Raw genomic sequence first — 23,212 nt, forward strand, 5'->3', positions numbered from 1 at the left:
CCTCCTCCGCGGGGGGGGGGCCCCGCGGGCGGCCCCCAAAACCCCCGATTAATCACCCCCCGGGGCCCCGGGTGCCGGGGGCGGGATGGGCGGGATGAAAGGGGGGATGAACGGGCGGGATGAACGGGCGGCTCAGGCGGCCCGGTGGAAGAAGAACGGGTCGATGGACGGGCCCGCCGGGGACACCCCGTCCGTGCTGAGCAGTCGGCGGGTGGCGAAGTCGGCGTTGCGCCGGCACATCACGCCGACCGGGAAGTCGGCGTCGGACGCCTACGAGGCACACGTACGTCGTATACGAGTCTCCTCGCAGCCCCGGAGTCCGGTCAAGGGTGTGCCGCGAGCGTTCCGGTCAGACCCGGGCGCCGAGCATCCGCAGCACCAGCTCGCCGTATCGGCGGCCGAGTTCCTCCGGCGCCTCGGAGGAGCGCTCGGTGTACCAGCGGGAGACGTCGATGCCCAGCGAGGTGACCGCCCGGGCCGCCGTACGCACCTCCGAGACCTCGAACTCCCCGGCCGCCACGCCCGCCTCGATCAGCGTGCTGACCTCGCGCTCGATGTCCAGGCGCAGCGCCGCGACCAGCGCGTATGCGTCCTCGGGCAGGGCGTGCAGCTCGTAGTTGACCACCCGGCCGACCGTCCGGGCCCGGGCGTGCCAGGCGGTGAACTGCTCGACCACGCGCCGCATCCGCTCCGCCGGCCCGCCGCCCCCGGCCGCCGCCGCCCGCACCAGGGCGAGCGTCGCTGCGTGCCCGGCCTGGCTGATCTCGGCGAGCAGCGCGGCCTTGGACTGGTAGTGGATGTACAGCGCGGCGGGGCTCATGCCGGCCGCGGTGGCGATGTCCCGGGTGGTGGTGGCATGGAAGCCGCGCTCCGCGAACGACTCGACGGCCGCCTGGAGCAACCGGTACGCCGCCTCGGGGCGGGTGTCGGCGCCGGGCATGGTGGGCCAGAGGTCGGCGATGGGCGTGCTGGTCATGGCGCCATCCTCCCAGAGAACTCGTACAGGCATTCCCGCCGATGACCGGGTGCGGCCCGGTACGACTCGGTACGGCCCGGCGGACTGTTGACAGGCTCCCGCACCGACACCATGCTGAGCAAGCGCTTAGTCAGCCGTTGGCCGGCCGGCGATTCCGAACTCCGGATCCGCAGATCCTCGCGGGAAAGGCAGGACCCTCCGTGGTGCACTCCTTCAAGGGCCGAGTGGCCGTCGTGACCGGATCGAGCCGGGGCATCGGCCTCGGCATCGCCCGCGAACTGGTCGACCGCGGCGCCAAGGTCTGCCTCACCGCCCGCAACCCCGAGCCGCTCGCCGAGGCCGTGCGCGACCTGGGCGGCCCGGACAACGCGATCGCCGTCGCGGGCAGGGCCGACGACCCGGCCCACCAGGAGGAGGCGGTCGCCCGCACCCTGGAGGCCTTCGGACGACTCGACCACCTGGTCAACAACACCGGCATCAACCCGCACTACGGTCCGGTCCTGGAGACCGACGAGGCCGCCGCCGCCAAGATCTTCGCCGTCAACGTGCTCGGCCCGCTGGCCTGGACCCGCCGGGCGCACGCCGCCTGGATGGGCGAGCACGGCGGCTCGGTCGTCAACGTCGCCTCGATCGCCGGCATCCGCGCCTCGCTCGGGATCGGCATGTACGGCGTCAGCAAGGCCGCGCTGATCCGGCTCACCACCGAGCTCGGCGCCGAGCTTGGTCCGCAGGGCATCCGGGTCAACGCCGTCGCCCCCGCCGTGGTGAAGACCAAGTTCGCCGAGGCACTGTACGAGGGCCGGGAGGAGAAGGTCGCCAAGGCCTACCCGCTGGGCCGGCTCGGCGTCCCCGAGGACATCGCGGGCGCGGTCGCCTTCCTGCTCTCCCCCGAGGCCGGCTGGATCACCGGCCAGACCCTGGTGGTGGACGGCGGCGTCACCCTCGGCGGTGGCCTGTGACCGGCCCGAACGAGCTGACCGAAGCGGGTGAGCCGACCGAGCAGGCCGAGCCGAGCGGGCCGGGCGACCTGACGGGCCAGGGCGTGGTGGTCACCGGCGCCGGGCGGGGCATCGGCGCCGCCCTGGCCCGCGCCTTCGCCGCGGCCGGGGCCCGGGTCGTGGTCAACGACCTGGACGCCGAAGCCGCCCACGCGGTCGCGAAGGAGCTCGGCGGCACCGCCGTACCCGGGGACGCCGCCTCCGCCGAGGGCCTCGCCGCCCTGGTCGGCCGGGCCCGCGCGGAGCTCGGCGAGATCGACGTGTGGTGCGCCAACGCGGGCGTCGCCCCGGTCGGCGGCGCCGACGCGCCGGCCGCCGCCTGGGCCGGCGCCTGGGAGGTCAACGTGATGGCGCACGTGCGCGCCGCCGACCTGCTGCTCCCCCGCTGGCTGGAGCGCGGCCACGGCCGCTTCCTGGCCACCGTCTCCGCCGCCGGACTGCTCACCATGCTCGGCTCGGCCCCGTACGCGGTCAGCAAGCACGGCGCGCTCGCCTTCGCCGAGTGGCTCTCCGCCACCTACCGCCACCGCGGTGTCCGGGTGCACGCGCTCTGCCCCCAGGGGGTGCGCACCGACATGCTGGCCGCCACCGGCGCGGTCGGCGCGGCGCTGCTCGCGCCGACCGCCCTGGATCCGGAGGACGTCGCCGAGGCCGCCCTGGCCGCGCTGCGCGAGGAGCGGTTCCTGATCCTGCCGCACCCCGAGACCGCCGAGTACTACCGCGTCCGGGCCACCGAGCCGGACCGCTGGATCGCCGGGATGAACCGGCTCCAGCAGAGCCTGGAAGAGAGTGAGGCGCTGTGAGGGCCTGGCAGGTGGGTGAGCTCGGGGAGCCGGCCGCGGTGATGCGGCTGGCCGGGGACGTCGCCCGGCCGGTGCCTGGCCCGGGGCAGCTGCTGGTCCGGGTCCGGGCCGCGGCGGTGAACTTCCCCGACGCGCTGATGGTGCGCGGGCACTACCAGGTCCGCCCGCCGCTGCCGTTCACCCCGGGCGTGGAGCTGTGCGGCGAGGTCGCCGACGGCGCCCGGAGCGGCGAGCGGCTGATCGGCAACCCGGTACTGCCGCACGGCGCCTTCGCCGAGTACGCGCTGCTGGACGCAGCGGCCGCGTTCCCGGCCCCCGAGGCGCTGGACGACGCCGAGGCGGCGGCGCTGCACATCGGCTACCAGACCGCCTGGTTCGCCCTGCACCGCCGGGCCCGGCTGCGGGCCGGCGAAACCCTGCTGGTGCACGCGGCAGCCGGCGGGGTCGGCAGTGCGGCCGTCCAGCTCGGCCGGGCGGCCGGGGCCCGGGTGGTCGCCGTGGTCGGCGGCCCGGCCAAGGCGGAGGCAACCCGGGCGCTCGGCGCCGACCTGGTGGTGGACCGGACGGCCGGGGACTTCGTCGCCGCCGTCAAGGAGTTCACCGGCGGGCGCGGCGCGGACGTGGTCTTCGACCCGGTCGGCGGCGACGCCTACACCGGCTCCACCAAGTGCGTGGCCTTCGAGGGCCGGATCGTGGTGGTGGGCTTCGCCGCCGGGCAGATCCCGGCGCCGGCGCTCAACCACGCCCTGGTGAAGAACTACGCGATCCTCGGCCTGCACTGGGGCCTGTACAACACCCACGACCCGCGGGCCGTGCGCGCGGCCCACGACGAACTGACCAAGCTCGCCGAACAGGGCGTGGTCCGCCCGCTGATCAGCGCCCGGGTGCCACTGGCGGGGGCGGCCGAAGCCGTCCAGCTGGTCGCCGACGGACGCAGCACGGGGCGGATCGCCGTCCTCGGGGACTGATTCGCGAGCGGCCGGCTTCACGCGAGCGGCCGGGTTCAGGCGTTGCGGCGGGCGGACTCGTTCTCCTGGGCCGGCCGCCGCAGGGCGAGCAGGGCGGGTTCCAGGAGGACGGTCCGCAGCAGGGCCCGCTCGGCCTGCTCCAGCGGGTCGGCACCCGCGCCCCTAACGCCCCGCGATGACCTCCAGGGCCGGGCGCGGCGGGCGGCCGAGCAGCGCCGCCAGGTCGCCCGGCCCGCCCGGCCCGGCCAGGAATCCGTGGGCGATCGCCGAGTACGTCCCCACCACCATCGGCACCTGGAAGTCGAAGGCGTCCGAGGCCGCCAGCGCCGTCCGGGCCGCCGCGAGCCGGCCCGGACGGTACTCGGCGCCCAGCACCCCGGCCACCTCCGCGCCGCCCACCGCCCGCTCCCCCACCAGCTCGTACGTCCGCCCCGTGTGCCCGGCGGGCGCCAGCGCCACGTTCACCGCCGCCTCCGCGAGATCCGCCCGGGCCACCGCCGCCAGCCGCCCCTCCCCGAGCGGCGCGGTGATCACCCCGTCCGGGCCGGGCGCGGCGATCGCGGCCAGCAGCTCCGCGTAGAGGCCGTTGCGCAGCACCGTCCAGCGCAGCGTGCCGGACTCGCGCAGTCGCCGCTCCGTCCAGCGGTGCGCCAGCGCGTACGGCAGGTGGTCGCCGTCGCCGGCGAGGCTGGTGTAGACGACGTGCTCGACGCCCGCCCGCTCCGCCGCCTCGATCGCCGCCCCGTGCCGGGCGATCACCACGTCGTCCTCGGCGGCGCCGGCCGAGATCAGCAGCAGGGTCCGTACGCCCGCGAAGGCCTCGGCGAGGGTCTCCGGGCGGTCGAAGTCGACGAGCCGGACGGGCACTCGGGCCTTCACCGCCCCGGGCGTCCGGCTCCCGGCGACGACGCCCTCGCGGGCGCCGAGCCGCTCCAGTACGAGGGTGCCGAGACCTCCGTTGACACCGGTGACGAGCAGCATGGTTCTCCTCCTGATGGCCGATCCTCGGGGACGGGACCATCCTCGGTAGCCTGGACGTCCGGCGTAAGGAGGCACTCTCATGTCAGTAGGGCACACCGCGGTAACCACCCCCCGCCCGGTCGTCTGGTGCGAGGACGACGTGGACTGCGGGATCCGCGACCTGCTGACCCGGCTCGGCGACAAGTGGTCCGTCCTGGCCGTGGTCGAACTCGCCCAGGGCGTACGGCGGTTCCGCGAGCTGCAGCGCGCCCTGCCGGGGATCTCGCAGCGGATGCTGACCCTGACGGTGCGCCGGCTGGAGCGCGACGGGCTGGTGTCCCGGACCGTCCACCCGACCGTCCCGCCGCAGGTGGAGTACGAGCTGACGCAGCTCGGCCACAGCCTGACCCACCTGGTGCGGGCGATGGTCGACTGGTCGTACTCCCACCACGACGCGATCGTCGACTCCCGGCAGCGGTGGGACGCGGCCAACCCCGGCTCGGAGGTCCGCTGAGCCGTGGAGTTCTCCTCCGGCGGCACCGCCGGCCCCGAGTTCGACGACCGGGCCCTCACCGTGGACATCGCCGGCTCGGTGCCGACGGCGGCCGACGCCCAACAGGTGGCGGAGGTCCTCTTCGAGCAGGGCTGGCGGGTGCGCAAGCAGTCCTGGACGGAGTTCGAGGCCGAGCACATCTACGCCTGGCTGTCGATCCTCCCGCTGGAGCCGGTGACCTTCACGGGGGAGATCGCGCCCACCGCGATCACCGAGCTGGTCGCAGCCTTCCACCGGAGCGGCCACCGCTGCACGCTCGAGCTCTACGACCCGGGCAGCGGCGAACTCCTCGCCGAACACCCGGCCCGCTAACGCGCGTACACCACTTCCGGGAAGCGCGCCGAGGGGCCGTCCGGCATGCGGCCGTCGTGGCCGCTCAGCAGGCGGGGAGGACCAGCCGATTTCGTCGACAATGGGCCGGATCGGGCAATCGCGCAACAATGCTGAATCATCTGCGAAACAGCGCGAAATATATCAGGGCGTTATTGGCGAAGTCATACCAAATTGACAATTGGCATGAACCGGACATTACGAATACCGGTAGACGCGGATGATCCCGAGGCGTAACGTGAAATTGCGTTCACCGAGCGCATGGTCCCTCTACATACAGTTGGGAGAGAAAATGTCCGAGCAGATTCAGGAGCTCGCCAGCACCGTCGAGGAGCTCACGAAGGACGACTTCGAGGCGCTCTTCAGCGACACCCCGCTCGTCATCACCGACAGCGAGGTCAAGGACTGAATCAGGGGGCTTTCGGCTCACCACGTGACCGAAACCACTAGGCAATTCATTGCCGCCTGATGCAGTCAGCAGTTAGGGGGAGGGGCATGGGGGTTCATGTGTTCGTCGGGCCTTCATGCCCCGAACCTGAAATTCGAAGCGCACTGCCGGCCGTGACATTGCACGGCCCCGTTCGACACGGCGACCTGTTCGCCGAAGGAATCGACCGCGGCGACATCGTCGTGATCCTCGACGGGATCTACCACCAGAGCCTGGCATTGCGGCACAAGGAGATCCTTGACGCCATCGACCGCGGCATCACGGTCATCGGCGCGGCAAGCATCGGGGCACTTCGCGCGGTCGAGCTGGAACCGCATGGAATGATCGGTGTCGGCAAGGTATTCCAGTGGTACCGGACCGGGGTCTTCGACGGCGACGACGCCGTCAGCGTCGCCCATGGCGACAGCGGTTCCCTCGTCGGGCTGAACGTTCCCCTGGTCAATCTCTACAGCGCGCTGACCGCCGCACAGGGAGAGCAGATCATCTCCCCCGACGGACTGCGTGGCCTCCTGGCGCTCTTCGAGGCGGTGTACTACCCGCTGCGATCCCGCGAACACATCGCCTCGATCGCCCGCGAGAACGGTGAGGACGAATTCGCCGCCTGGTTCGAGTCGGAGCTGAACAAGGATCCCGCCCGCTTCGACCAGAAGCGCAGCGACGCCCTTGCCGCCATGGCCGCCGCGAAGGAACTGGCCGGCTCGCATCGGACCCGGAATACGGCCGCGGACCCGGCGGGCGCACGGGACTGGCGGACGGAATACCACCGCCGGTGGCGATCCAGGTTCCAGCCGGGCGACGGCGCACTGACACCGTACCAGCGGGTTTCCTACCAACAGATCTTCCGCGATGAATTCCCCGAGGTCTGGTGGAGGTATCTAGAATTCGGCCCCGGACGGCCAGGCCATTCACTCGCCGAACATGTGCGACTAGAAGTCGGTCATCCCGCCGCTAAATGGCCGACCGATCCACATCTCGCCAACAGGATCACCAGCCTCATCTGCCCGGTCCCCGATCTCAGCGATGCCGAGCAACAGACGATCCTGCTCGACATCGAGACCGCCGGCGATCGGGACACCGCGCAGAGGTGGCTGACGAATACCCGCGAGCACCTGGACCGAAATCCGGGGCGCAGCCTCTCCCAAATCGCCGAGTCGACGTGCACTGCAGTCCTCGCGCACATCTGGTTCGGCGGCACGACGCCGACCGGACGCCAGCACCTCAAGGAAGAGTCGGCGCGCCGCGGATTCCTGTCCCTCAGGCAGGCCGCCGACGCGATCCGCCCTTTTGTCATGGGATATCTGGCCGATATTTCGAGTTCCACGGATTCTTCAGGCCCTACGGATTTCAGGAAGCACGACCATGTCGGCCTCAGTTGATGAAGTCATGACCAGTCCTCAGAAGCTGAGGCTTCCCGGCACGCACCGGGCCGTCTCGCCTGAGACGACCTGGGCCCGCATCGCGCCCAGGCTCGGTGACTACGGAATCACGCGCGTCGCTGACGTGACCCGCCTCGACGTCATCGGGATCCCGGTGTTCCTGGCGGTACGCCCGGCGTCCGAGACGCTGGCCGTCTCCCAGGGCAAGGGCGCCACCCCACTCCTCGCCAAGCTCTCGGCGGTCATGGAATCCATCGAGCTGTGGCACGCGGAACGTCCGACCCTGCCGTCGTTCAAGGCGCCGACGACGGCCCTCGACCTGCCGTACGCCCTCGATGACCTGAACCTTCGGATGAGCGCGCCCTGGATGAACGAGCTGCGCCTGTCGTGGGTCCACGCGCGCTCGCTGATCGATGACCGCAGCATCCCGGTGCCCCTGGACCTGGTCCGTCTGTCCTACAGCGGCAGCCACTTCTGGCGGCCGAGGCTGTTTCAGACCAGCAGCACCGGCCTCGCCTCCGGAAACAACTCGACCGAGGCGTGTCTGCACGGGCTCTACGAGGCCGTCGAACGGGACGTCATGGCCCGCCGTCTCGGGCCCGACCACGCGGAGCCCCAGGTCATCGACCCCTCCACGATCGATGACGACCACGTGTGTTCGTTGATCGACAGGCTGCGGAGCGCCGGCGTCGAGATCGAGATCGTGTGCCTGCCCAACAGGTTCGGAGTCCCTACCTTCGCGGCCTATGTGTGGTCGACACTGTTCCCGATCGTGTGCGCCGGATCAGGCTCTCATCTGAACGCCGACGTCGCACTCTCCCGGGCACTCACCGAGGCGGTACAGAGCCGACTGACCGAGATCAGTTCGACGCGGGACGACATTCCCTCCGATTTCTCCCTCATGCGTAACGCGTGCTCGGTTGCGCCGTTCCGAAGTCACTCCGAGGGGGTTCACCTCCGGGATGCCCTGCGTGGACACGGCGGCGACCGAGAAGACATGGCCAAGGAACTGCGAGAGGTCGTCGAGCGCGTCCGTGGCGTCACAGGGCACGACCCGCTGTTCCTTGAACTCACAGACCAGAGCGTGCCGTTCAGCGTGGCGCGTGTCGTGTGCCCCGGCCTGGTCTACACGGAAGGTCGGATGCTGTCCGCATGAACGGGGTAGCTCTGAACGCTCAGGCCGTCGTCGTCGCCGCTCTTCTCGTACACCAGATGAGCCGGACCTGGGAGCGCGGACTGCGCGAACTCGGATACAACCACGCGCCGGTCTTCGCCGTCCACATGCCCGACTGGGCGACTGCGGCATGCCAAGCCCTGGCACTGCCGCTGTCCCTGACGGCAGCGCTGTGGAGCGATTCGGCCCCGATGCGCACGGCCGGCGTCGCCCTCACGGTGCTCTGGGTGTTCAGCGTCCAGCAACGGCTGGCCAACCACGCCTGGCTCGGCGGAGTGTCCGCGGTCGCCTTCGCGGTCGCGCCGGCGCACCTGGTCCCCGTGATCGCGCGCGATCTCCTGGCCGGCGTCTACCTGTCCGCAGCCCTGTTCAAACTGCACGGCGAGTACCTGTTCAGCAGCCGAAGCGCCGGCCGGGTGGTTCTCGCCTTCTATTTCAAACTGCTCGGGCTGCGCCCCAACCGCTTCCAACTCCGATGGCTGCCGGGCGGCGTGGTTCTCGTCGAACTCGCTGCAGGCATACTGCTGTTGACTCCGCACGGCCTGCTGCCCGCCCTCCTTATCTCCATCGCCATGCACACGGTGTTCGGGGTCTCGGGAAACTTTCCCTTCTCTATCGTCGCCCTGGCACTGTGGTCGCTGGTGATGTCGCCGCGCAGCGGCCACCTGGTGCTGCCCGGGGCCCTCGACAACACCTGGTGGGCCGTACCCGGCTTCGCTCTGCTCGGCCTGGCACTCGGCCGGACCGCGAGAGGGTCCAGGTCGGCCGGGATCATGGTCAAGGACACCGTGCTGGGGGCCGTGTTCGGACTCCTGTGCACGGCTGCGCTCAGCGGCCCCGGCCCCACGCCCGAGGATGGTGGCCCGGCGACCGTCGTTCACTTTGTGGTCGGTGCTCTGTTCCTGGTCAACTGCGGCCTCGTCGTGACGGGCGTCAAACTCGAGTGGAGCTTCGCGATGTTCTCCTCACTACGGCCGTTCGGCCGCAGTTGGCTTCAACGAGGGGGACGGAGCAACCGGCCGCGGTACTACCTGCTCACCCTGCCGGAGAGACTGCCGAAGACGCTGCTGCGGTCCGTCCCGGCGGACTTCCTCTACCAGAGCACCAGGGGTACCCACGCCGTTCACGAGGCAGTCGCCCACCGGCTCGAAGACACGGCGGCGAAACACGGCCTGACCTTCCAGCCGATGCAGGTGGTGCCGAGTGCGGACTTCAGCACGCTGGTTCCGGCCGAGAGTCCGTCGGCTCCGTGTCGGACGGTCCTGCTGTTCCCGGCGATCATCCCCAAAGACTTCAGTCAGCACTACCTTGGTTGAGGTGAGGTATACGTGAATTCGATACGAGGAAGTTTCCGGCATTCCAAGGGCTATGTCCTTGACTATGAAGTCACCCGACCCGAGGTCGTCTCCAGCCCCTACCTGCACATTCTGTACCACGGGTTCAGCCTGGTCGAAAGGCACGTCCCGCCGGTCTTCGCCCGCAAGCAGTGGGCGGCCGCCGACGGAGCCGTATGCCTTTCGCTCTCCGATCCGATCGTCCGTCAGACCCCGGACTCGGCCTGCGGGTGGTTCCTGCTTGGAGAGGAGGAGTTCTTCCCCCGGGTCCTCGAACTCAGGAACTCACTCGTCGAGGAATGGGGGCTGGACGGGACCATCTGGCACGGCCTGTCCTCGGGTGGGTACGCCGCTCTGAAGTACTGCGCCCGGGCCGGCGGTGAGGACCTGGCATTCGTCGTCTCGCCGCACAACGACCCGACGATCCTGCCCCAGTGGGAGCGCGAGGCCGTCCCTTTCCTGGATCTTCCCGGCATGGCCGAGCCGGCGGTCATCACCGATGTCCTGCGCGGCTGGAACTCCCCCGATTCGGCGCGCCTCCTGTACGCGGTCATCCCGGAGAACGACGCCTACTTCGCCCTGCACCACCTACGCCCCGTCATGGAGTCCTTGGACTTCCACGAGAGCGTGCGGGCTGTGCGGTTGCGAGACGGTCGCGGACACGGGTTCATCTCGAACACCGACTACGATTCCCAGCTGCGCGAAGCCGTCCGGCTCTGGCAGGAGCGGCTGGCCCGGAAGGGCATCTCACACGATGTCAAGGTCATTCTTCCGAAGTCGCTTGCGCACTACGCGGGGAACGAGTCGACCATCATGGTCGCCAGCGGAACCTTCGCCCAGGTGATGGGACAGATCCAGGAACGGTTTCCACACCTTCGCAAGCGGCTGACAAGTGAGTCCGGCGCCCTGCTTCCGTTCGTGAGCGCGTATCTGGGCGAGGACGGCGTCAGGAATCCCGAGACCCGGATTCCGGCGCGGAGCAGCCTCCTCATCGTGACGGCGGTTGCCGGTGGCTGACACGGGCGTGAAGAGGATCATCCGAGCCGCGACGGTGGACGACGCCGCCGCCATCCACGAGCTGCACCGGTGCGGCACCGTGGCGGACGTTTCGGAGCGTCTCTCCCCCGAAAGGGCGCTCCACGGCACAACCTTCCACGTGGTGGAGTCCGACGGCGAGGTGATCGCCGCCTTCGCTCTCGTCGAACTCGGACGCATGCGACCCGGCGCGCTGCCGCGTCTGCTGATGCACGAGATGAGGATCAGGCACCGCTTCCGGGGCACGAATGTCGTGGACGACATCCTCACCTGGCTGGCGGACCGCAAGGGGGTGGGCCGCGACAGGGAACTGCTCGCCCTGACTCCGTTGGAACAGTCTCCGTCCGCCTTCCGGCGGTTCACAGCGGGCCCGTCCCATCAGGTCTTCAAATGGGCGGTCGCGGAACCCCACACGAGCTTGGACCACCCGTGATGCACGATGAACAGCAACGTCCATGCAATCGACCGGAGTTCACACAGTGGTTGGCCGGCTTCCGAGCCTGGGCCGCCAAGTCCCCCGACGGCGGGACCGCATGGCGGGACGCGTCCCGGCAAGGCCTGACGTCCCTTGCCCTCCCGGAGGAGCACGGCGGAGCGGGCCTGGGTTACGAGACCGCGTGCCTCGCACTGGAGGCCCTGGCCGAGGAGACCGGCCGTAGTGGGCTGCCGTTCTCCCTCGCCGCCCAGATGTGGGCGTGCCAGGAACCGATCGCGGCCTTCGGCACGTCCGAGCAGCGGGCGCGGTACCTGACCCCCCTGTTGGTCGGCGACGCCGTCGGAGCCTTCGCGGCCACCGAGTACGACGCGGGCTCCGACCTGCTGTCGCTCAAGACGACTGCCGCACCGGCTGCGGACGGCAGCTGGCTGCTGAACGGAACGAAGACGTTCGTCACCAACGGGCCCATGGCCGACGTCTTCGTAGTACTGGCACGCACCGGTGAGGGAAGTACGCTCGCCTCGCTCACGGCCTTCCTCGTCCCCCGCGGCACCACCGGGTTCACCGTGGGCAAGCGGATCGACAAGGCCGCGTTGGACGGGGCGGAGCTGTGTTCGCTCGAACTGACCGACTGCCGGGTCCCCGGGGAAGCACGCCTCGCCGGCACCGGGGACGGTGTGGCCGTTCTCATGCATGCGATGCGCTACGAGCGGGCCTTCATCCTCGCACCGACCATCGGCCTCATGGCCCGCGCGTTGAAGGAGGGAGTCCAGCACGCCCGCATGCGCGAGCAGTTCGGACGTCCGCTGAGTTCCTACGACGCCATCCGACAGCGGGTGGTACGGATGCACGTCAGCCTCACCAGCGCCCGGGAGCTGCTCCATGCCACGGCACGCGCCGCGGACGCGGGAACGCTCGACCACCAGCGGTCCTCGCTGACGAAGCTCCACGTCAGCACGGAATTCAACAGGTTCTGCACGGAACTGCCGGACCTCTACGGCGGTTACTCGGTACTCGCCGAGACCGGCGCGCTGCGCCTGGTCGCCGATGCCGTGGCCAGCCGCTACTACTCGGGAACGTCCGACATGCAGACGAAGATCATCGCGGAAGGACTCGGTCTCTGATGTCCGAAGACACCACACTGACGGTCATCCGTTCCCTGGTACGGGATCTCTCCCAGGGCGCGGAACTCGACGACGAGACCCCGCTCATCGAGCGCCGCATCATCGACTCCCTCTCATTGCTGAGGCTGGTCGCGAAGCTCGAGGAGGAGTTCCACATCACCATCAGGGACACCGAGATCCGGCCCAGCCACTTCGCGACCACCCGGGCGATCCGGGATTTCGTGGCCACCAAGGCGGGTTCCTGATGAGCCTTCCCTCTCTCGTCGAGGACCTACGGGCCAGCGTGGCGAAGCACGCCGACCGTACGGCCGTGACCGACGGATCACTCACCCTGACCTACGCCGAGCTCGACCACGTCGCGGACCGCGTCGCCTCGGCACTGCGTCGACACGGAGTCAGGACCGGCGAATGCGTGGTCTGGCACGGCCCGAAGTCCTCCGTCGCGGTCGCCGCCATCCACGGCATCCTCCGCTCGGGCGCCGGCTACGTACCGCTCGACCCGCACGCCCCCTTCTCTCGCCTGGAACTGATCGCACGCCGGGCCGAACCCCGCGCCCTGGTCGTGAGTGCGGAGTTCCGTGACCAGTGGCGGGAGTCCGACCTGTCGCTCGACTGGCACCAGCTGCCTGCGGAGCAGGGGCCCGAGGGAGGCATCTGGATCGCCGTCTGCGGAGAGCCGGCCCGCGCGCCGGTCGATGACCTGTCGTACGTCCTGCACACCTCGGGAAGCACGGGGATGCCGAAGGGTGTGGTCCACACCCATGCGAGCGCCTCGGCGTTCGTGGACTGGTGCGTGAGCGAGCTGGAGATGACCGAGCACGACGTCGTCATCAACTCGGCCCCGCTCCACTTCGACCCCACCGTGCTCCATCTCTTCGCCGTCGCCCGGGTGGGAGCGGCCGTCGCCCTGATGCCGGAGGGCGACGCTCCCTTCCCCACGACCTACATCGAGTTCTGCGAGCGGGTCGGTGGCACGATCTGGTACGCCGTCACCTCCACCCTCGTCTGGCTCGCACGTCACGGGACGGAGCTGCTGGGAGGACTCGGCAAGCTTCGCGCGGCGGTCGTCGGCGGAGAAGCCCTGTTGGCCGGCGACGTCAATACGCTGTTCTCGGCGGTACCGCACATCCGGCTGCTCAACGTCTACGGGCCCACCGAGAGCAACGTGTGCACATTCCATGAGATCGACGGTCCTCAGCCGGAGGACGCCGTCATCCCGATCGGAAGGGTACTGCCCGGGGCTGAGGTGATCGTCGTCGACGACGACCTCTCCCCGGTCGCGGCAGGCACCTCCGGTCAGCTCCTGGTCAGGGGCAGCATGATGATGACGGGCTACCTCGACGCCGAACAGACCGAGCGCTCCATGGTCCGGTCCCAGGACGGCCGGACGTGGTACGCGACCGGGGACTACGTGTGCGAGAACTCCCGGGGTGAACTCGAGTTCCTCGGAAGACGCGACACCCAGATCAAGTCCCGCGGGTTCCGGGTGGAACTGGGGGAGGTCGAACGACACGCCCGGGCTTTCGACGGCGTCCACAACTGCGTCGCCGTCGCCAGTTCGGATGCTGTCTTCAGCACCGCCATCACGCTCTTCGTCACCGCGGAGGTGCCCGCGGCACTCACATCGCTCCGCGGACACCTGAACGATCGGCTCCCGCACTACATGGTGCCCCAGCGAATCCTCCATCTGAACGGCGAGTTGCCCACGCTGAGCAATGGGAAGGTTGATCGCAAGCAACTGACCGAGTTCGCCGGTCGGCCGGCAGCTGAGCTCGAGAGCCGGACGACCTTGATCGACTGACCGAGGAAGAAGAAAGACGTGGCAGCATCACCGTCCGCCCAGGACCAGACCCATGCGAGTCGAAGCCCCGAACTGGCGGAATCCAGTGACGTACTTCGCCATCCCGAATTCCGCCGCTTGTGGGTGGCCAACGCGATGCGGAACGCCGCAGCCGAGGTGGCCGGCTTCGCCCTTCCCGTCACCGCCCTCCTCCTCCTGCACGCGAGTGCGCTGGAGGTCAGCGTGATCTTCTTCTGCAGCCGGCTCGGCTACCTGCTGATCGGCCTGCCCGCCGGTGTGTGGGTCGATCGCTGGCAGAAGAAGCGGATCCTGGTCATCAGCGACCTGATGTACGCCTGTTCGTTCGGAAGCATCCCGATCGCCTATGCGTTAGGCATATTGACGGTGCCGCAGATGATGGCAGTCGCCTTCCTGGTGAGCACCAGCGGTGTGTTCTTCGACGTCGCTCACGCAAGCATCCTTCCCCAGCTCCTGCCCAAGAAGAGGATCGCGGACGCGAACGCCCGCCTGCAGACCTCACAGACCGCCATCCAGGCCGTGTCCCCCAGCGTCGCAGGCGTGCTGACGAGCACCATCGCGGCGCCTCTCCTCTACTGCTTCACCCTGCTGTGCCACCTGGGATCGGCGCTCGTGGTGGGGAAGATCAAGGTCGTTCAGGAGAAGCCCCCCACCTCCGGCGCTCCGCAACGGCGCTTCCTGCGGGAGGCCGCCGAAGGCATCAAGGTCCTACGGGACCAGCCCCTGTTGCGGCTCCTCTTCGCCCAAGCCGCGCTCAACAACTTCGGCGCGGGCATGATGCTCTCGATGATGCCGGTCTTCCTGCTCAAGGAGATCCATCTCTCCCCCTGGATGTTCGGGTTGCTCTCGACACTGGGGGCGCTCGCCGGGTTCTCCGCCTCCCTGGTCTGTCCCCGGTTGCGTCGCAGCCTGGGCGAGATCCGAATGACCCTGGTGTTCTCCGCGCTCACCCCGGCCGCCCTGATCGCCGCACCGCTCGCCTCCGTCTTCCGCGACGTGGCGGTGCCGCTCGCCGCCGCCGCCCAGATATGCATCGGTTTCGTCGTGGTGGGAAGGGCGGTGGCGACGGCCGGCCTGCGAGCGAGGGTCACGCCCACGCAGTACCTCGGTCGGGTCACCGCCGCCAACAACGTCGTCACCCAGGGTGCGACCCCTCTCGGATCCGTGGTGGGCGGCCTCATCGCCAGTGCCACCACCACGAGCGTCTCGTTGTGGGTGGGGGTCCTCGAGATGTGCATCCCGTTGATCATCCTGATCAATTCACCCATGCGTTCACTTCGCACACTGCCGCCGGAATGGGAAGCCTGACCGTCACCTCGCCCGGAGGCACGGATTTCGGGCCCGCACCCGTAAGACCTGGTTCTTGGAGGAGAAAAGATGAAACAGACAGTCCAGAACGTCCGGAAGATCGACCGGGCGGAGCTGGAACAGCACCGGGCGAGCTACCGCGATCAAGGGTTCGCCATCATCAGGAACGTGATACCCCCGGCCCTCATAGCGGAGGCCCGCAGCCACGTCGAGTGGCTGATGGCCCGGTATCCGGACCTCCGTCCGGAGCATCTGCACCATCCACTGATCCGGAACGACGCATTCTGGGTCCGGCTCATCACCGATCCCCGCCTGGTGGACATCGCCGAGTTCTTCCTCGGCTCGGACCTCGCCTGTTTCACGGCTCACTACATCTGCAAGCCCCCGCATGACGGACAACCCGTCCTCTGGCACCAGGACGGGGCCTACTGGAAGCTCGATCCCATGGAAGCACTGACCGTGTGGCTCGCAGTGGACGAGAGCAGCCGGGAGAACGGCTGCCTGCGGATGATCCCGGGAAGCCACCGGCTCCCCCTCCACAAACCGTCGCTGCGCACCGACCTGCCCAATATGCTCTTCTCCGCCGCGGACGAGGACCTGGTCAGCGAGTGGAGCCGGGAGCAGGGGATCGTGGACATCGAGCTGAACCCGGGCGACGTCTCGATCCACCATCCCCACCTGCTGCACTACTCGGAACCGAACCACTCGTCCAAGCGGCGCTGCGGGTTGGACATCGGTTACATCTCGACCACCACTCGGATTCGCAGCGAAGGCGTGTACCTCGATCCCATCCTGGTCCGGGGAGAGGCGCTTGAGGGGGTCAACCAGTACCGCAGCCTCCCGCCCTACGTCCCGGGCGAGACCATTCCGTTCCAGGGGTACCAGGAGTGGAACGAACGCCCCGACGTGCGTGAGGTGCCCGACCCGGGTTCCGAGTCCCCCATCGACACAACGCTTCACATGATCGAACGGCTGCGCGACGGCAGCGTGGCTCGCTGAGCCCTCTCGACCGAACGAGAGCGCTCGCTCCTACGCCGGAGGTGGGAATGCTCAGCCTCGAAGAGTTCATAAGGCCGTTGTCCGTCGACGATCTCATACGGGACTTCTGGCCCGGCGAGCTCTACGTCAGCGAGACCGGTCCACCGCGCACGGCCCTGCTGGAAGAGGTTCCAGAGCTCGTCGCGGCCGAGCAGGTACTTGCCGGGTACCAGCGACCGGTGCGACTCAGCAGAAAGGGCGGCCCCTACGCGTCGGCGCCGACCGGCGCCGACGCGATCCCCGCGTACCGGACCGGCTTCACCTGCGTCATGTTGGGTGTCGAGGAGAGTTTCCCCGGCTTCAAGGGACTCATCACCGATGCGGCTCGAACCTTCGGGCTCCCCGTTTCCTCGTTCACCTGCGAGGCGTTCTGCTCCACCGGCACCAGCGGCCTGTCCATGCACAGCGACTTCGACCTCAACTTCGCGCTGTTGCTGCACGGGCAGAAAAGGTGGCGGCTGGCCCGGAACCGGAGCATCGAGAATCAGACGAGTACCTGCTTCAGCCGAGGAGCGGCTCAGGCCGATCCGCGTCAGGAGCGATATGCGCACTCGCCGTTTCCTGATGAAATGCCTGAAGACAGCACGGAGTTCGAGATGGGGCCGGGCGGAATCCTGTTCGTCCCACGCGGCTGGTGGCATGAGACGTATTCCCTGGGCGACTGCCTTCAGGTGAATCTGACGATCAAGGGACCGCACTGGGCCGGCGTGTTCACACGTGCTATGGAGACGCTCCTGCTCGAAGATCCGAGGTGGAGGAATTTCGCCTTCGGAGTCACCCACCCCGACGGCCGTCGCGACGCGGCGGTCGCCGAGCTGACGGCCCTGCTCGATCGGCTCACCCGCACCGGCGAACTCCTCGACACGCATGAGCTGGCGCTCCGGCTGCTGGACCGGCTCGACCTGGAGAACCTGAGCACCGGCTCACAGCGTAAGGCGTCGAAGAGTACGCAGGGGGATCGATAGTACGGCGAGCACCGGAAGGGCAGCGAGACGGGGCTGAAGCCCTCGGAGGCGGCCTCGGCCCCGTCCCGCTGTCGAGTCGTCAAGTGATGACAGCCGGAAAGCAGCTCTTCGGCGCGTTTCAGTGGCCGTGTCCCCGTCCCCAGCCCCTCGGATCAGGCTTCACCGCCCGTACACCACCGCCGGGAAGCGCGCCGAGTGACCGACTGGTCGTACTCCCACCACGACGCCATCGTCGACTCCCGGCAGCGGTGGGACGCGGCCAACCCCGGCTCCGAACTGCGCTGAGCCGCTGCCCCGCTGGCGCTGACCTGTCCGAATGAACGTCCCGCACGGCACCGACTGGTTCGTGGGCGGCGGATGCTCCAATGGGCTCACGCTCGGGCCTGAGCCGCGACTTCCTCCCCCCATCGCCGTGCGCTTCCGCACGGCCGCAGCGAGAACGGAACCACCCTCCATGGCACTCGCCGTCCGCAAGACGCTCGCCGTCGCCGCCCTGTCGCTCACCGCAGCCCTCCTGCCCGTCGGCCAGGCGGGGGCCACCGAGGCCGCCGGCGCGACCCCGCGCACCCCCGGCCTCTACTGCCTCGCCAACGCCTGGAGCACCCCGAACATCGGCACCAAGCCGTGCAACTCCGCCGACAAGGGCCAGCACTGGACCGTCTCGGGCGAACAGATCTCGCTCTCCGACGCCCGGGCCTACTGTCTGGCCAACACCTGGAACACCCAGACCGTCTCGGTGAAGCCGTGCGACCCCAAGGACCAGGGGCAGTACTGGACGGTCACGGGTGAGCAGATCTCCCTCACCTTCGCGCCCGCCTACTGCCTCGCCAACGCGTGGAACACCCCGAACGTCGGCACCAAGCCGTGCGCCGCCACCGACCCCGGGCAGCACTGGGTGATCTTCAACGACCAGATCAGCCTCGCCGCCGCCTGACCCGACCGACCTCCGTGCCCGGGGCCGCTGCCGGCGGCCCCGGGCACGGCCGCACACCGGCAGCCGCACACCGCGTGACGGTGATCATCCGACGGGTGCAGCCGTCCCGGTCCGGCGGCAGTGTCGGTGCCCGGTTTGTTCGAGCACGACACATGGGTAGTCAGGGGGCGACTCACCGGGGGCGGGCGCACGCCCGTCCCTGAACCCGCCCCCGACACCCGTTCGCCGCACCCGAACAGCGAGGACCGACGCATGAACCCGACCGGCCGCCCCCTGCTCCACCACCCCCGGCCACCCGGCGTCGACACCCTGCACCACACCCCCCGGCGCGGCCTCGACGCGATCCCCGACCCACGCCACCGCGCGATGATCGCGAGCATCCTGGCCTCCGGCCTGGTCGAGCAGATGATCGCCCGCACCGACGACTTCGACCCGCCCGTCGACCACGCCCAGGCTGCTCGCAACGCCGCCCTGCTCACCGCCGAACTCGCGGCCTCCGGCGTCGACTTCCCGGCCGCCACCGTCCGGGACATCACGCGGATGCGCGCCCTGATGGTGCCCATCGCCGACGACGCGCCCGCCCTCGCCGTCGACCGCGTCTGGGTGTTCACCACCAACGTCGACGACGTCTGCTGCCACGACCCGGCCGAGGCGGCGGCCATCCTCCGGGCCGGCCTGCTGCCCGGGGAGCCGCCGAGCTCGCCCAACACCCGTTACATCCGGCACATGTTCGACGAGCTCGCGCGGTTCTGCGACCCGACCGTCCTCGCCGTCCTCAAGACCTTCTTCCACAACGCGGTCACCGGCGTCCTCATGGAGGCCGAGTTCACCCCGGAGGCCTCCGACGGCGTGGACAGCGACTTCGTCCGCGCCTTCAACGGCTTCTCCCAGTTCTGGTTCGCGATGCTGCAGTTCACCGATCCCTGCCTGGCGGCCCACCGGAACCGGGCGTTCTGGGCGGCGGCGCTCAGCTCCTGTGTCGCGTTCCTCAACGACGTCAACGACGTGCTCTCCTGCTACAAGGAGGCGGTGCACGGAGCGGACTTCCTCGCCAGCCGGCCGTACCGGCAGGCGGTGAGCGAGGGCATCCCCTACCTCACCGCCTACCGTCGCAGCCTCGACGGCGGCCTGGCCGCCTACCGCCGGATCCTGGACCTCGCGGACGAGGAGCAGCGCCCGCACCTGGAGCGGTACATGACGGGTTTCGCATACTGGCACTTCCACTGTCCGCGCTACCGCTGGCAGGACCTCTACCCCGGGCTGCGGGAGGCCGGCCCGACCACGCTCAGCGGTACTGCTTGAGCTCCCGCCGGGCCAGCGATCGCTTGTGGACCTCGTCCGGGCCGTCCGCGAGGCGCAGGGTGCGGTTGCCGGCCCAGAGTTGGGCGAGCGGGGTGTCCTGGCTGACCCCGGCCGCGCCGTAGGTCTGGACGGCCTTGTCGAGGATCCACTCGACCGTGCGCGGGGTGGCGATCTTGATGGCCTGGATCTCGGTGTGCGCGCCCCGGTTGCCGACGGTGTCCATCAGCCAGGCCGTCTTGAGCACCAGCAGCCTCAACTGCTCGATGCGGACCCGGGATTCGGCGATCCAGTCCTGCACCACGCCCTGTTCGGCGAGCGGCCGGCCGAAGGCCACCCGCTCGCCCGCCCGGCGACACATCAGCTCCAGCGCGCGCTCGGCGATGCCGATCGCCCGCATGCAGTGGTGGATCCGGCCCGGCCCGAGGCGGGCCTGGGCGATGGCGAAGCCGCTGCCCTCCTCGTCGATCAGGTTCTCGACGGGGACGCGGACGTCCTCGAACAGCACCTCGGCGTGGCCGCCGTGGTCGGCGTCGTCGTAGCCGAAGACCGTCATGCCGCGCTTGACGGTGACGCCCGGGGTGTCGCGCGGCACGAGCACCATGCTCTGCTGGCGGTGCGGGGCGGCGTCCGGGTTGGTCTTGCCCATCACGATGAAGACCTTGCAGTCCGGGTTCATCGCGCCGGTGATGTACCACTTGCGGCCGTTGATCAGGTACTGGTCGCCGTCGCGCTCGATCCGGGTGGCGATGTTGGTGGCGTCGGAGGAGGCCACCTCGGGCTCGGTCATGGCGAACGCAGACCGGATCTCCCCGTCCAGCAGCGGCCGCAGCCAGCGTTCCCGCTGCCCTGCGCTGCCGAACTGGGCGAGCAGCTCCATGTTGCCGGTGTCCGGGGCCGCGCAGTTCAGCGCGGGCGGGGCCAACTGGATGCTGCGGCCGGTGATCTCGGCGAGCGGGGCGTACTGGAGGTTGGTCAGCCCGGCACCGTGCTCGCCGGGAATGAAGAGGTTCCACAGGCCCTGCTTGCGCGCCTCGGCCTGGAGGTCGGCGACCACCGCCGGGACGCTCCAGGGCTCGCGGGCCGGGTCGGCGAGCTGGGCCGCGAGGACGGGTTCGGCCGGGTACACGTGCTCGGCCATGAACGCGAGCAGCTGCTCGCGGAGTTCGTTCGTCCGGGTGTCGTACGCGAAGTCCATGGTGTTCAGCTCTCCTTGAGGGTGGTCAGCCCGTGCCGGGCGAGGATCGGGGCCATCTCACCCGCGCGCTCGAACCCCGCGCCCAGGGTGCGGCCCTGCTGGAAGCGGAAGTGGATGCCCTCGGCGACGGCGGCCAGTTTGAAGGAGGCGAAGGCCACGTACCAGTCCAGGTCGGCGGCCTGACGGCCGGTCAGCTCGGCGTAGTACGAGACGATCTCGTCGGCCTTGGGGAAGCCGGGGGCGGTCATGGCGGAGGGGATGATGCCGCCGCCGACCCCGGCGAGCTCGGTGTACATCACCAGCAGGCCGATGTCGGTGAGCGGGTCGCCGAGGGTGGACATCTCCCAGTCGAGGACGGCGGTGATGGCGTCGGCGTCGTCGACCAGGACGTTGTCGAGGCGGTAGTCGCCGTGGACGAGCGCGGGCGCGGGCGAGACCGGGAGGCGCTCGACGAGGAGGGCGTGCAGCCGGTCCAGGTCGGGGAGGTCGCGGGAGCGGGACTTCTCCAGCTGGGTGGACCAGCGGCGCAGCTGGCGCTCCAGGTAGCCCTCGGGGCGGCCGAAGTCGGCGAGGCCGACGGCGGCCGGGTCGACCCGGTGCAGGGCGGCGAGGGTCTCGACCAGCCGGCGGCCGAGCGCGGCGACGCGGTCCTCCCCGATGGCGGCGAGGGCCTTGCGCGACCGGTGGGCGACGCCGTCGACGTGCTCCATGAGGTACCAGGGGGCGCCGAGGAGGTCGGTGCCGTGGTCGATCAGGAGCATCTGCGGGACGGGGACGTCGGTGGTCCTCAGCGCCGACATCGCCCGGTGCTCCCGGCCCATGTCGTGGGCGGTGGCCAGGACGTGCCCGAGCGGGGGGCGCCGGAGGACCCAGCGGGAGGCGCCGTCCGTGAGGACGTACGTGAGGTTCGACCGGCCCCCTTCGATCAGGTCGGCCCGCAGGGGTCCGTGGATCAGGCCCGGCAGCTCCGCGTCCAGGTGGGAGCGGAGACGGGCCAGATCCAGGCCGGGCGGGTCAGCGGGGGTCTCGGCCATCGAGCGGCTCCTCGGGAAGGCGGATCATTGACTAAGCGCTTGCTTAGCATTCAACGGGGAAGGGGCCCTGTCAATGCCGTGAGCCCCCAGACCGAGGCAGGTCCGGGGGCTCACGGGCGGGAGAGGATCAGACGTCGCCGAACTCGCCGGCGGCAGTGGAGGCGACGAAGGAAGCCCACGCGTCGGGGGAGAAGAGGAGCACGAACCCCTCCGGATCCTTCGAGTCACGGACTGGAACGACATCAGGAAAGTCCGGCGCCACCTCGACGCACTCGCCACCGTTGCCGCTGTAGCTCGACTTCACCCACCAAGCACCGGCCAGGTTATGGGTAGTCATGAGAGTTCCTTCCGAACAGCCCGGATCTTGGTGAGTGAAGCCGCCGTGTCCAACGACTCCACTTTCAGGTGATCGTAGTCCTCTTCCCAACCCGCAACGCTCTCCCGCTGTCGCTCAAGATGGCCTCGCGAATGAGACTCCGCGTAGCCCACCACCGACCGGTCAGGAAGCGTCATCAGCACCACTGGCAAGAGAAACGGTCGTCGTTCGCCCAGCCGGAACGGTGCCACCTGGATGGTGACATACGGACGCTCGGCCAACGCCAGCAGGTGATCCAGCTGTGCGCGCATGACCTCCGGGCCGCCCACAACACGCAGAAGACAACTCTCGTCGAGCACCGCGTGGATGATGGGCGGCGAATCCTTCTCCAGGAGTCTTTGCCGACCCGCCAGGAAGTCAACTCGCCCATCCGCCTGGGCCTGCGTGATGCTGCCACGGCGGACATTCCCCGCTTCCAGAGCTGCCGCATAGTCGAGAGTCTGCAGCAAGCCAGGCACCACTCCCAGATGAAAGGTCCGAAGCTTCCTGCAGCGCGCCTCCGCATCCACGAACTCCGCAAACCCTTCCAGCAGGCTGGCGTTCGAGATCCGACGCCACAGCTCCTTGAAGACACCACCGGTGTCGAACACCTGGTCTACCGCCACCGCGAATTTAAGGGTCACAGGCTTCTTAGTACTCCAGCTGTAGATCACGATCAGGCTGATGCCGCGGCTCGGCGTCGGTAGTGGCTGGCCTGGGAGCGGGCCTGATGGCGGCGTCTCCAGA

General features: G+C 69.3%; 24 protein-coding genes. 18 read left to right on the forward strand and 6 right to left on the reverse strand.

The genetic code is table 11. The features are described 5' to 3' along the window. Positions 1 to 349: 349 nt before the first annotated feature. The gene (locus tag ABTY61_RS38895; protein WP_350509943.1) at positions 350 to 976 is read right to left on the reverse strand and encodes a TetR/AcrR family transcriptional regulator; all 627 of its coding nucleotides are present in this window, start codon (positions 974 to 976) and stop codon (positions 350 to 352) included. Between the two features lie 200 nt (positions 977 to 1,176). Here ABTY61_RS38895 and ABTY61_RS38900 point away from each other — a divergent pair, with 200 nt between their 5' ends. The 3 genes from ABTY61_RS38900 to ABTY61_RS38910 all read left to right on the forward strand — a co-directional run bounded on the left by ABTY61_RS38900 (position 1,177) and on the right by ABTY61_RS38910 (position 3,745). Further along, positions 1,177 to 1,935 carry an SDR family oxidoreductase gene (locus ABTY61_RS38900; RefSeq protein ID WP_350509944.1) on the forward strand — a complete coding sequence of 253 codons (759 nt, stop codon included), beginning with the start codon at positions 1,177 to 1,179 and terminating at the stop codon, positions 1,933 to 1,935. A gap of 68 nt (positions 1,936 to 2,003) precedes the next feature. After that, positions 2,004 to 2,777, forward strand: coding sequence for an SDR family oxidoreductase (locus tag ABTY61_RS38905; protein WP_350509967.1), 774 nt, complete (start codon positions 2,004 to 2,006; stop codon positions 2,775 to 2,777). Then, positions 2,774 to 3,745 (forward strand): NADPH:quinone oxidoreductase family protein, encoded by a 972-nt coding sequence (locus ABTY61_RS38910; protein ID WP_350509945.1) that lies wholly within the window; start codon positions 2,774 to 2,776, stop codon positions 3,743 to 3,745. Before ABTY61_RS38905 ends, ABTY61_RS38910 begins: the two co-directional genes overlap by 4 nt. Before the next feature lie 162 nt (positions 3,746 to 3,907). On the opposite strand, the gene ABTY61_RS38915 is transcribed toward ABTY61_RS38910, so the two are convergent. Beyond that, the gene (locus tag ABTY61_RS38915) at positions 3,908 to 4,726 is read right to left on the reverse strand and encodes an NAD(P)H-binding protein (RefSeq protein WP_350509946.1); all 819 of its coding nucleotides are present in this window, start codon (positions 4,724 to 4,726) and stop codon (positions 3,908 to 3,910) included. 79 nt (positions 4,727 to 4,805) lie between these two features. On the opposite strand from ABTY61_RS38915, the gene ABTY61_RS38920 reads away from it, so the two are divergent. From ABTY61_RS38920 to ABTY61_RS38990, 15 genes are all read left to right on the forward strand, one after another. Beyond that, on the forward strand, positions 4,806 to 5,219 hold the full coding sequence (locus ABTY61_RS38920) for a winged helix-turn-helix transcriptional regulator (RefSeq protein ID WP_350509947.1): 414 nt from the start codon (positions 4,806 to 4,808) through the stop codon (positions 5,217 to 5,219). Between the two features lie 3 nt (positions 5,220 to 5,222). Continuing rightward, positions 5,223 to 5,570 (forward strand): hypothetical protein, encoded by a 348-nt coding sequence (locus tag ABTY61_RS38925; protein ID WP_350509948.1) that lies wholly within the window; start codon positions 5,223 to 5,225, stop codon positions 5,568 to 5,570. A 513-nt stretch (positions 5,571 to 6,083) separates the two neighbouring features. Further along, positions 6,084 to 7,412 (forward strand): TfuA-like protein, encoded by a 1,329-nt coding sequence (locus ABTY61_RS38930; protein ID WP_350509949.1) that lies wholly within the window; start codon positions 6,084 to 6,086, stop codon positions 7,410 to 7,412. Between the two features lie 7 nt (positions 7,413 to 7,419). Next, on the forward strand, positions 7,420 to 8,568 hold the full coding sequence (locus ABTY61_RS38935; protein ID WP_350509950.1) for a YcaO-like family protein: 1,149 nt from the start codon (positions 7,420 to 7,422) through the stop codon (positions 8,566 to 8,568). Next, positions 8,565 to 9,902, forward strand: coding sequence for a hypothetical protein (locus ABTY61_RS38940; protein ID WP_350509951.1), 1,338 nt, complete (start codon positions 8,565 to 8,567; stop codon positions 9,900 to 9,902). The genes ABTY61_RS38935 and ABTY61_RS38940 overlap by 4 nt, the downstream gene beginning before the upstream one ends. 12 nt (positions 9,903 to 9,914) lie before the next feature. Continuing rightward, complete coding sequence (locus ABTY61_RS38945) at positions 9,915 to 10,937, forward strand: ubiquitin family protein (RefSeq protein WP_350509952.1); 1,023 nt, start codon at positions 9,915 to 9,917, stop codon at positions 10,935 to 10,937. Between the two features lie 34 nt (positions 10,938 to 10,971). Beyond that, positions 10,972 to 11,388 (forward strand): hypothetical protein, encoded by a 417-nt coding sequence (locus ABTY61_RS38950; RefSeq protein WP_350509953.1) that lies wholly within the window; start codon positions 10,972 to 10,974, stop codon positions 11,386 to 11,388. 50 nt (positions 11,389 to 11,438) lie between these two features. After that, the gene (locus ABTY61_RS38955; RefSeq protein ID WP_350509954.1) at positions 11,439 to 12,515 is read left to right on the forward strand and encodes an acyl-CoA dehydrogenase family protein; all 1,077 of its coding nucleotides are present in this window, start codon (positions 11,439 to 11,441) and stop codon (positions 12,513 to 12,515) included. After that, complete coding sequence (locus tag ABTY61_RS38960; RefSeq protein ID WP_350509955.1) at positions 12,515 to 12,760, forward strand: acyl carrier protein; 246 nt, start codon at positions 12,515 to 12,517, stop codon at positions 12,758 to 12,760. The genes ABTY61_RS38955 and ABTY61_RS38960 overlap by 1 nt, the downstream gene beginning before the upstream one ends. Beyond that, on the forward strand, positions 12,760 to 14,316 hold the full coding sequence (locus ABTY61_RS38965) for an amino acid adenylation domain-containing protein (RefSeq protein WP_350509956.1): 1,557 nt from the start codon (positions 12,760 to 12,762) through the stop codon (positions 14,314 to 14,316). Before ABTY61_RS38960 ends, ABTY61_RS38965 begins: the two co-directional genes overlap by 1 nt. A gap of 18 nt (positions 14,317 to 14,334) precedes the next feature. Further along, a complete protein-coding gene (locus tag ABTY61_RS38970; protein ID WP_350509957.1) occupies positions 14,335 to 15,642 on the forward strand; it encodes an MFS transporter in 1,308 nt (435 codons plus the stop codon). 69 nt (positions 15,643 to 15,711) lie between these two features. Next, positions 15,712 to 16,641 carry a phytanoyl-CoA dioxygenase family protein gene (locus tag ABTY61_RS38975; protein ID WP_350509958.1) on the forward strand — a complete coding sequence of 310 codons (930 nt, stop codon included), beginning with the start codon at positions 15,712 to 15,714 and terminating at the stop codon, positions 16,639 to 16,641. 47 nt (positions 16,642 to 16,688) lie between these two features. Beyond that, on the forward strand, positions 16,689 to 17,645 hold the full coding sequence (locus tag ABTY61_RS38980) for a JmjC domain-containing protein (protein WP_350509959.1): 957 nt from the start codon (positions 16,689 to 16,691) through the stop codon (positions 17,643 to 17,645). A 454-nt stretch (positions 17,646 to 18,099) separates the two neighbouring features. Beyond that, positions 18,100 to 18,579: a ricin-type beta-trefoil lectin domain protein gene (locus ABTY61_RS38985; RefSeq protein ID WP_350509960.1), complete on the forward strand. Its 480-nt coding sequence runs from the start codon at positions 18,100 to 18,102 to the stop codon at positions 18,577 to 18,579. A gap of 252 nt (positions 18,580 to 18,831) precedes the next feature. Continuing rightward, positions 18,832 to 19,881 (forward strand): isoprenoid biosynthesis enzyme family protein, encoded by a 1,050-nt coding sequence (locus ABTY61_RS38990; protein ID WP_350509961.1) that lies wholly within the window; start codon positions 18,832 to 18,834, stop codon positions 19,879 to 19,881. On the opposite strand, the gene ABTY61_RS38995 is transcribed toward ABTY61_RS38990, so the two are convergent. From ABTY61_RS38995 to ABTY61_RS39010, 4 genes are all read right to left on the reverse strand, one after another. Beyond that, a complete protein-coding gene (locus ABTY61_RS38995; RefSeq protein ID WP_350509962.1) occupies positions 19,865 to 21,076 on the reverse strand; it encodes an acyl-CoA dehydrogenase family protein in 1,212 nt (403 codons plus the stop codon). The genes ABTY61_RS38990 and ABTY61_RS38995 overlap by 17 nt on opposite strands. 5 nt (positions 21,077 to 21,081) lie before the next feature. Beyond that, on the reverse strand, positions 21,082 to 22,110 hold the full coding sequence (locus ABTY61_RS39000; protein ID WP_350509963.1) for a phosphotransferase family protein: 1,029 nt from the start codon (positions 22,108 to 22,110) through the stop codon (positions 21,082 to 21,084). A gap of 127 nt (positions 22,111 to 22,237) precedes the next feature. Then, entirely contained in the window at positions 22,238 to 22,447 is a 210-nt protein-coding gene (locus ABTY61_RS39005) for a DUF397 domain-containing protein (RefSeq protein WP_350509964.1), read from the reverse strand. Beyond that, positions 22,444 to 23,212 (reverse strand): DUF5753 domain-containing protein (locus ABTY61_RS39010; protein WP_350509965.1); only part of this gene is annotated, 769 nt, incomplete at its 5' end. The genes ABTY61_RS39010 and ABTY61_RS39005, both read right to left, overlap by 4 nt.

This window comes from Kitasatospora sp. NPDC096128 (assembly GCF_040303105.1).
Lineage (GTDB): Bacteria > Actinomycetota > Actinomycetes > Streptomycetales > Streptomycetaceae > Kitasatospora.

Excerpts from the sequence above, each read along its gene's own strand:
- ABTY61_RS38990 (WP_350509961.1), top strand. The coding sequence starts at position 18,832 with ATGAACCCGACCGGCCGCCCCCTGCTCCACCACCCCCGGCCACCCGGC.
- ABTY61_RS39005 (WP_350509964.1), bottom strand. The coding sequence starts at position 22,447 with ATGACTACCCATAACCTGGCCGGTGCTTGGTGGGTGAAGTCGAGCTAC.
- ABTY61_RS38935 (WP_350509950.1), top strand. The coding sequence starts at position 7,420 with ATGACCAGTCCTCAGAAGCTGAGGCTTCCCGGCACGCACCGGGCCGTC.
- ABTY61_RS38895 (WP_350509943.1), bottom strand. The coding sequence starts at position 976 with ATGACCAGCACGCCCATCGCCGACCTCTGGCCCACCATGCCCGGCGCC.
- ABTY61_RS38930 (WP_350509949.1), top strand. The coding sequence starts at position 6,084 with ATGGGGGTTCATGTGTTCGTCGGGCCTTCATGCCCCGAACCTGAAATT.
- ABTY61_RS38980 (WP_350509959.1), top strand. The coding sequence starts at position 16,689 with ATGCTCAGCCTCGAAGAGTTCATAAGGCCGTTGTCCGTCGACGATCTC.
- ABTY61_RS38965 (WP_350509956.1), top strand. The coding sequence starts at position 12,760 with ATGAGCCTTCCCTCTCTCGTCGAGGACCTACGGGCCAGCGTGGCGAAG.
- ABTY61_RS38920 (WP_350509947.1), top strand. The coding sequence starts at position 4,806 with ATGTCAGTAGGGCACACCGCGGTAACCACCCCCCGCCCGGTCGTCTGG.
- ABTY61_RS38960 (WP_350509955.1), top strand. The coding sequence starts at position 12,515 with ATGTCCGAAGACACCACACTGACGGTCATCCGTTCCCTGGTACGGGAT.
- ABTY61_RS38995 (WP_350509962.1), bottom strand. The coding sequence starts at position 21,076 with ATGGACTTCGCGTACGACACCCGGACGAACGAACTCCGCGAGCAGCTG.
- ABTY61_RS38915 (WP_350509946.1), bottom strand. The coding sequence starts at position 4,726 with ATGCTGCTCGTCACCGGTGTCAACGGAGGTCTCGGCACCCTCGTACTG.
- ABTY61_RS39000 (WP_350509963.1), bottom strand. The coding sequence starts at position 22,110 with ATGGCCGAGACCCCCGCTGACCCGCCCGGCCTGGATCTGGCCCGTCTC.
- ABTY61_RS38975 (WP_350509958.1), top strand. The coding sequence starts at position 15,712 with ATGAAACAGACAGTCCAGAACGTCCGGAAGATCGACCGGGCGGAGCTG.
- ABTY61_RS38940 (WP_350509951.1), top strand. The coding sequence starts at position 8,565 with ATGAACGGGGTAGCTCTGAACGCTCAGGCCGTCGTCGTCGCCGCTCTT.
- ABTY61_RS38985 (WP_350509960.1), top strand. The coding sequence starts at position 18,100 with ATGGCACTCGCCGTCCGCAAGACGCTCGCCGTCGCCGCCCTGTCGCTC.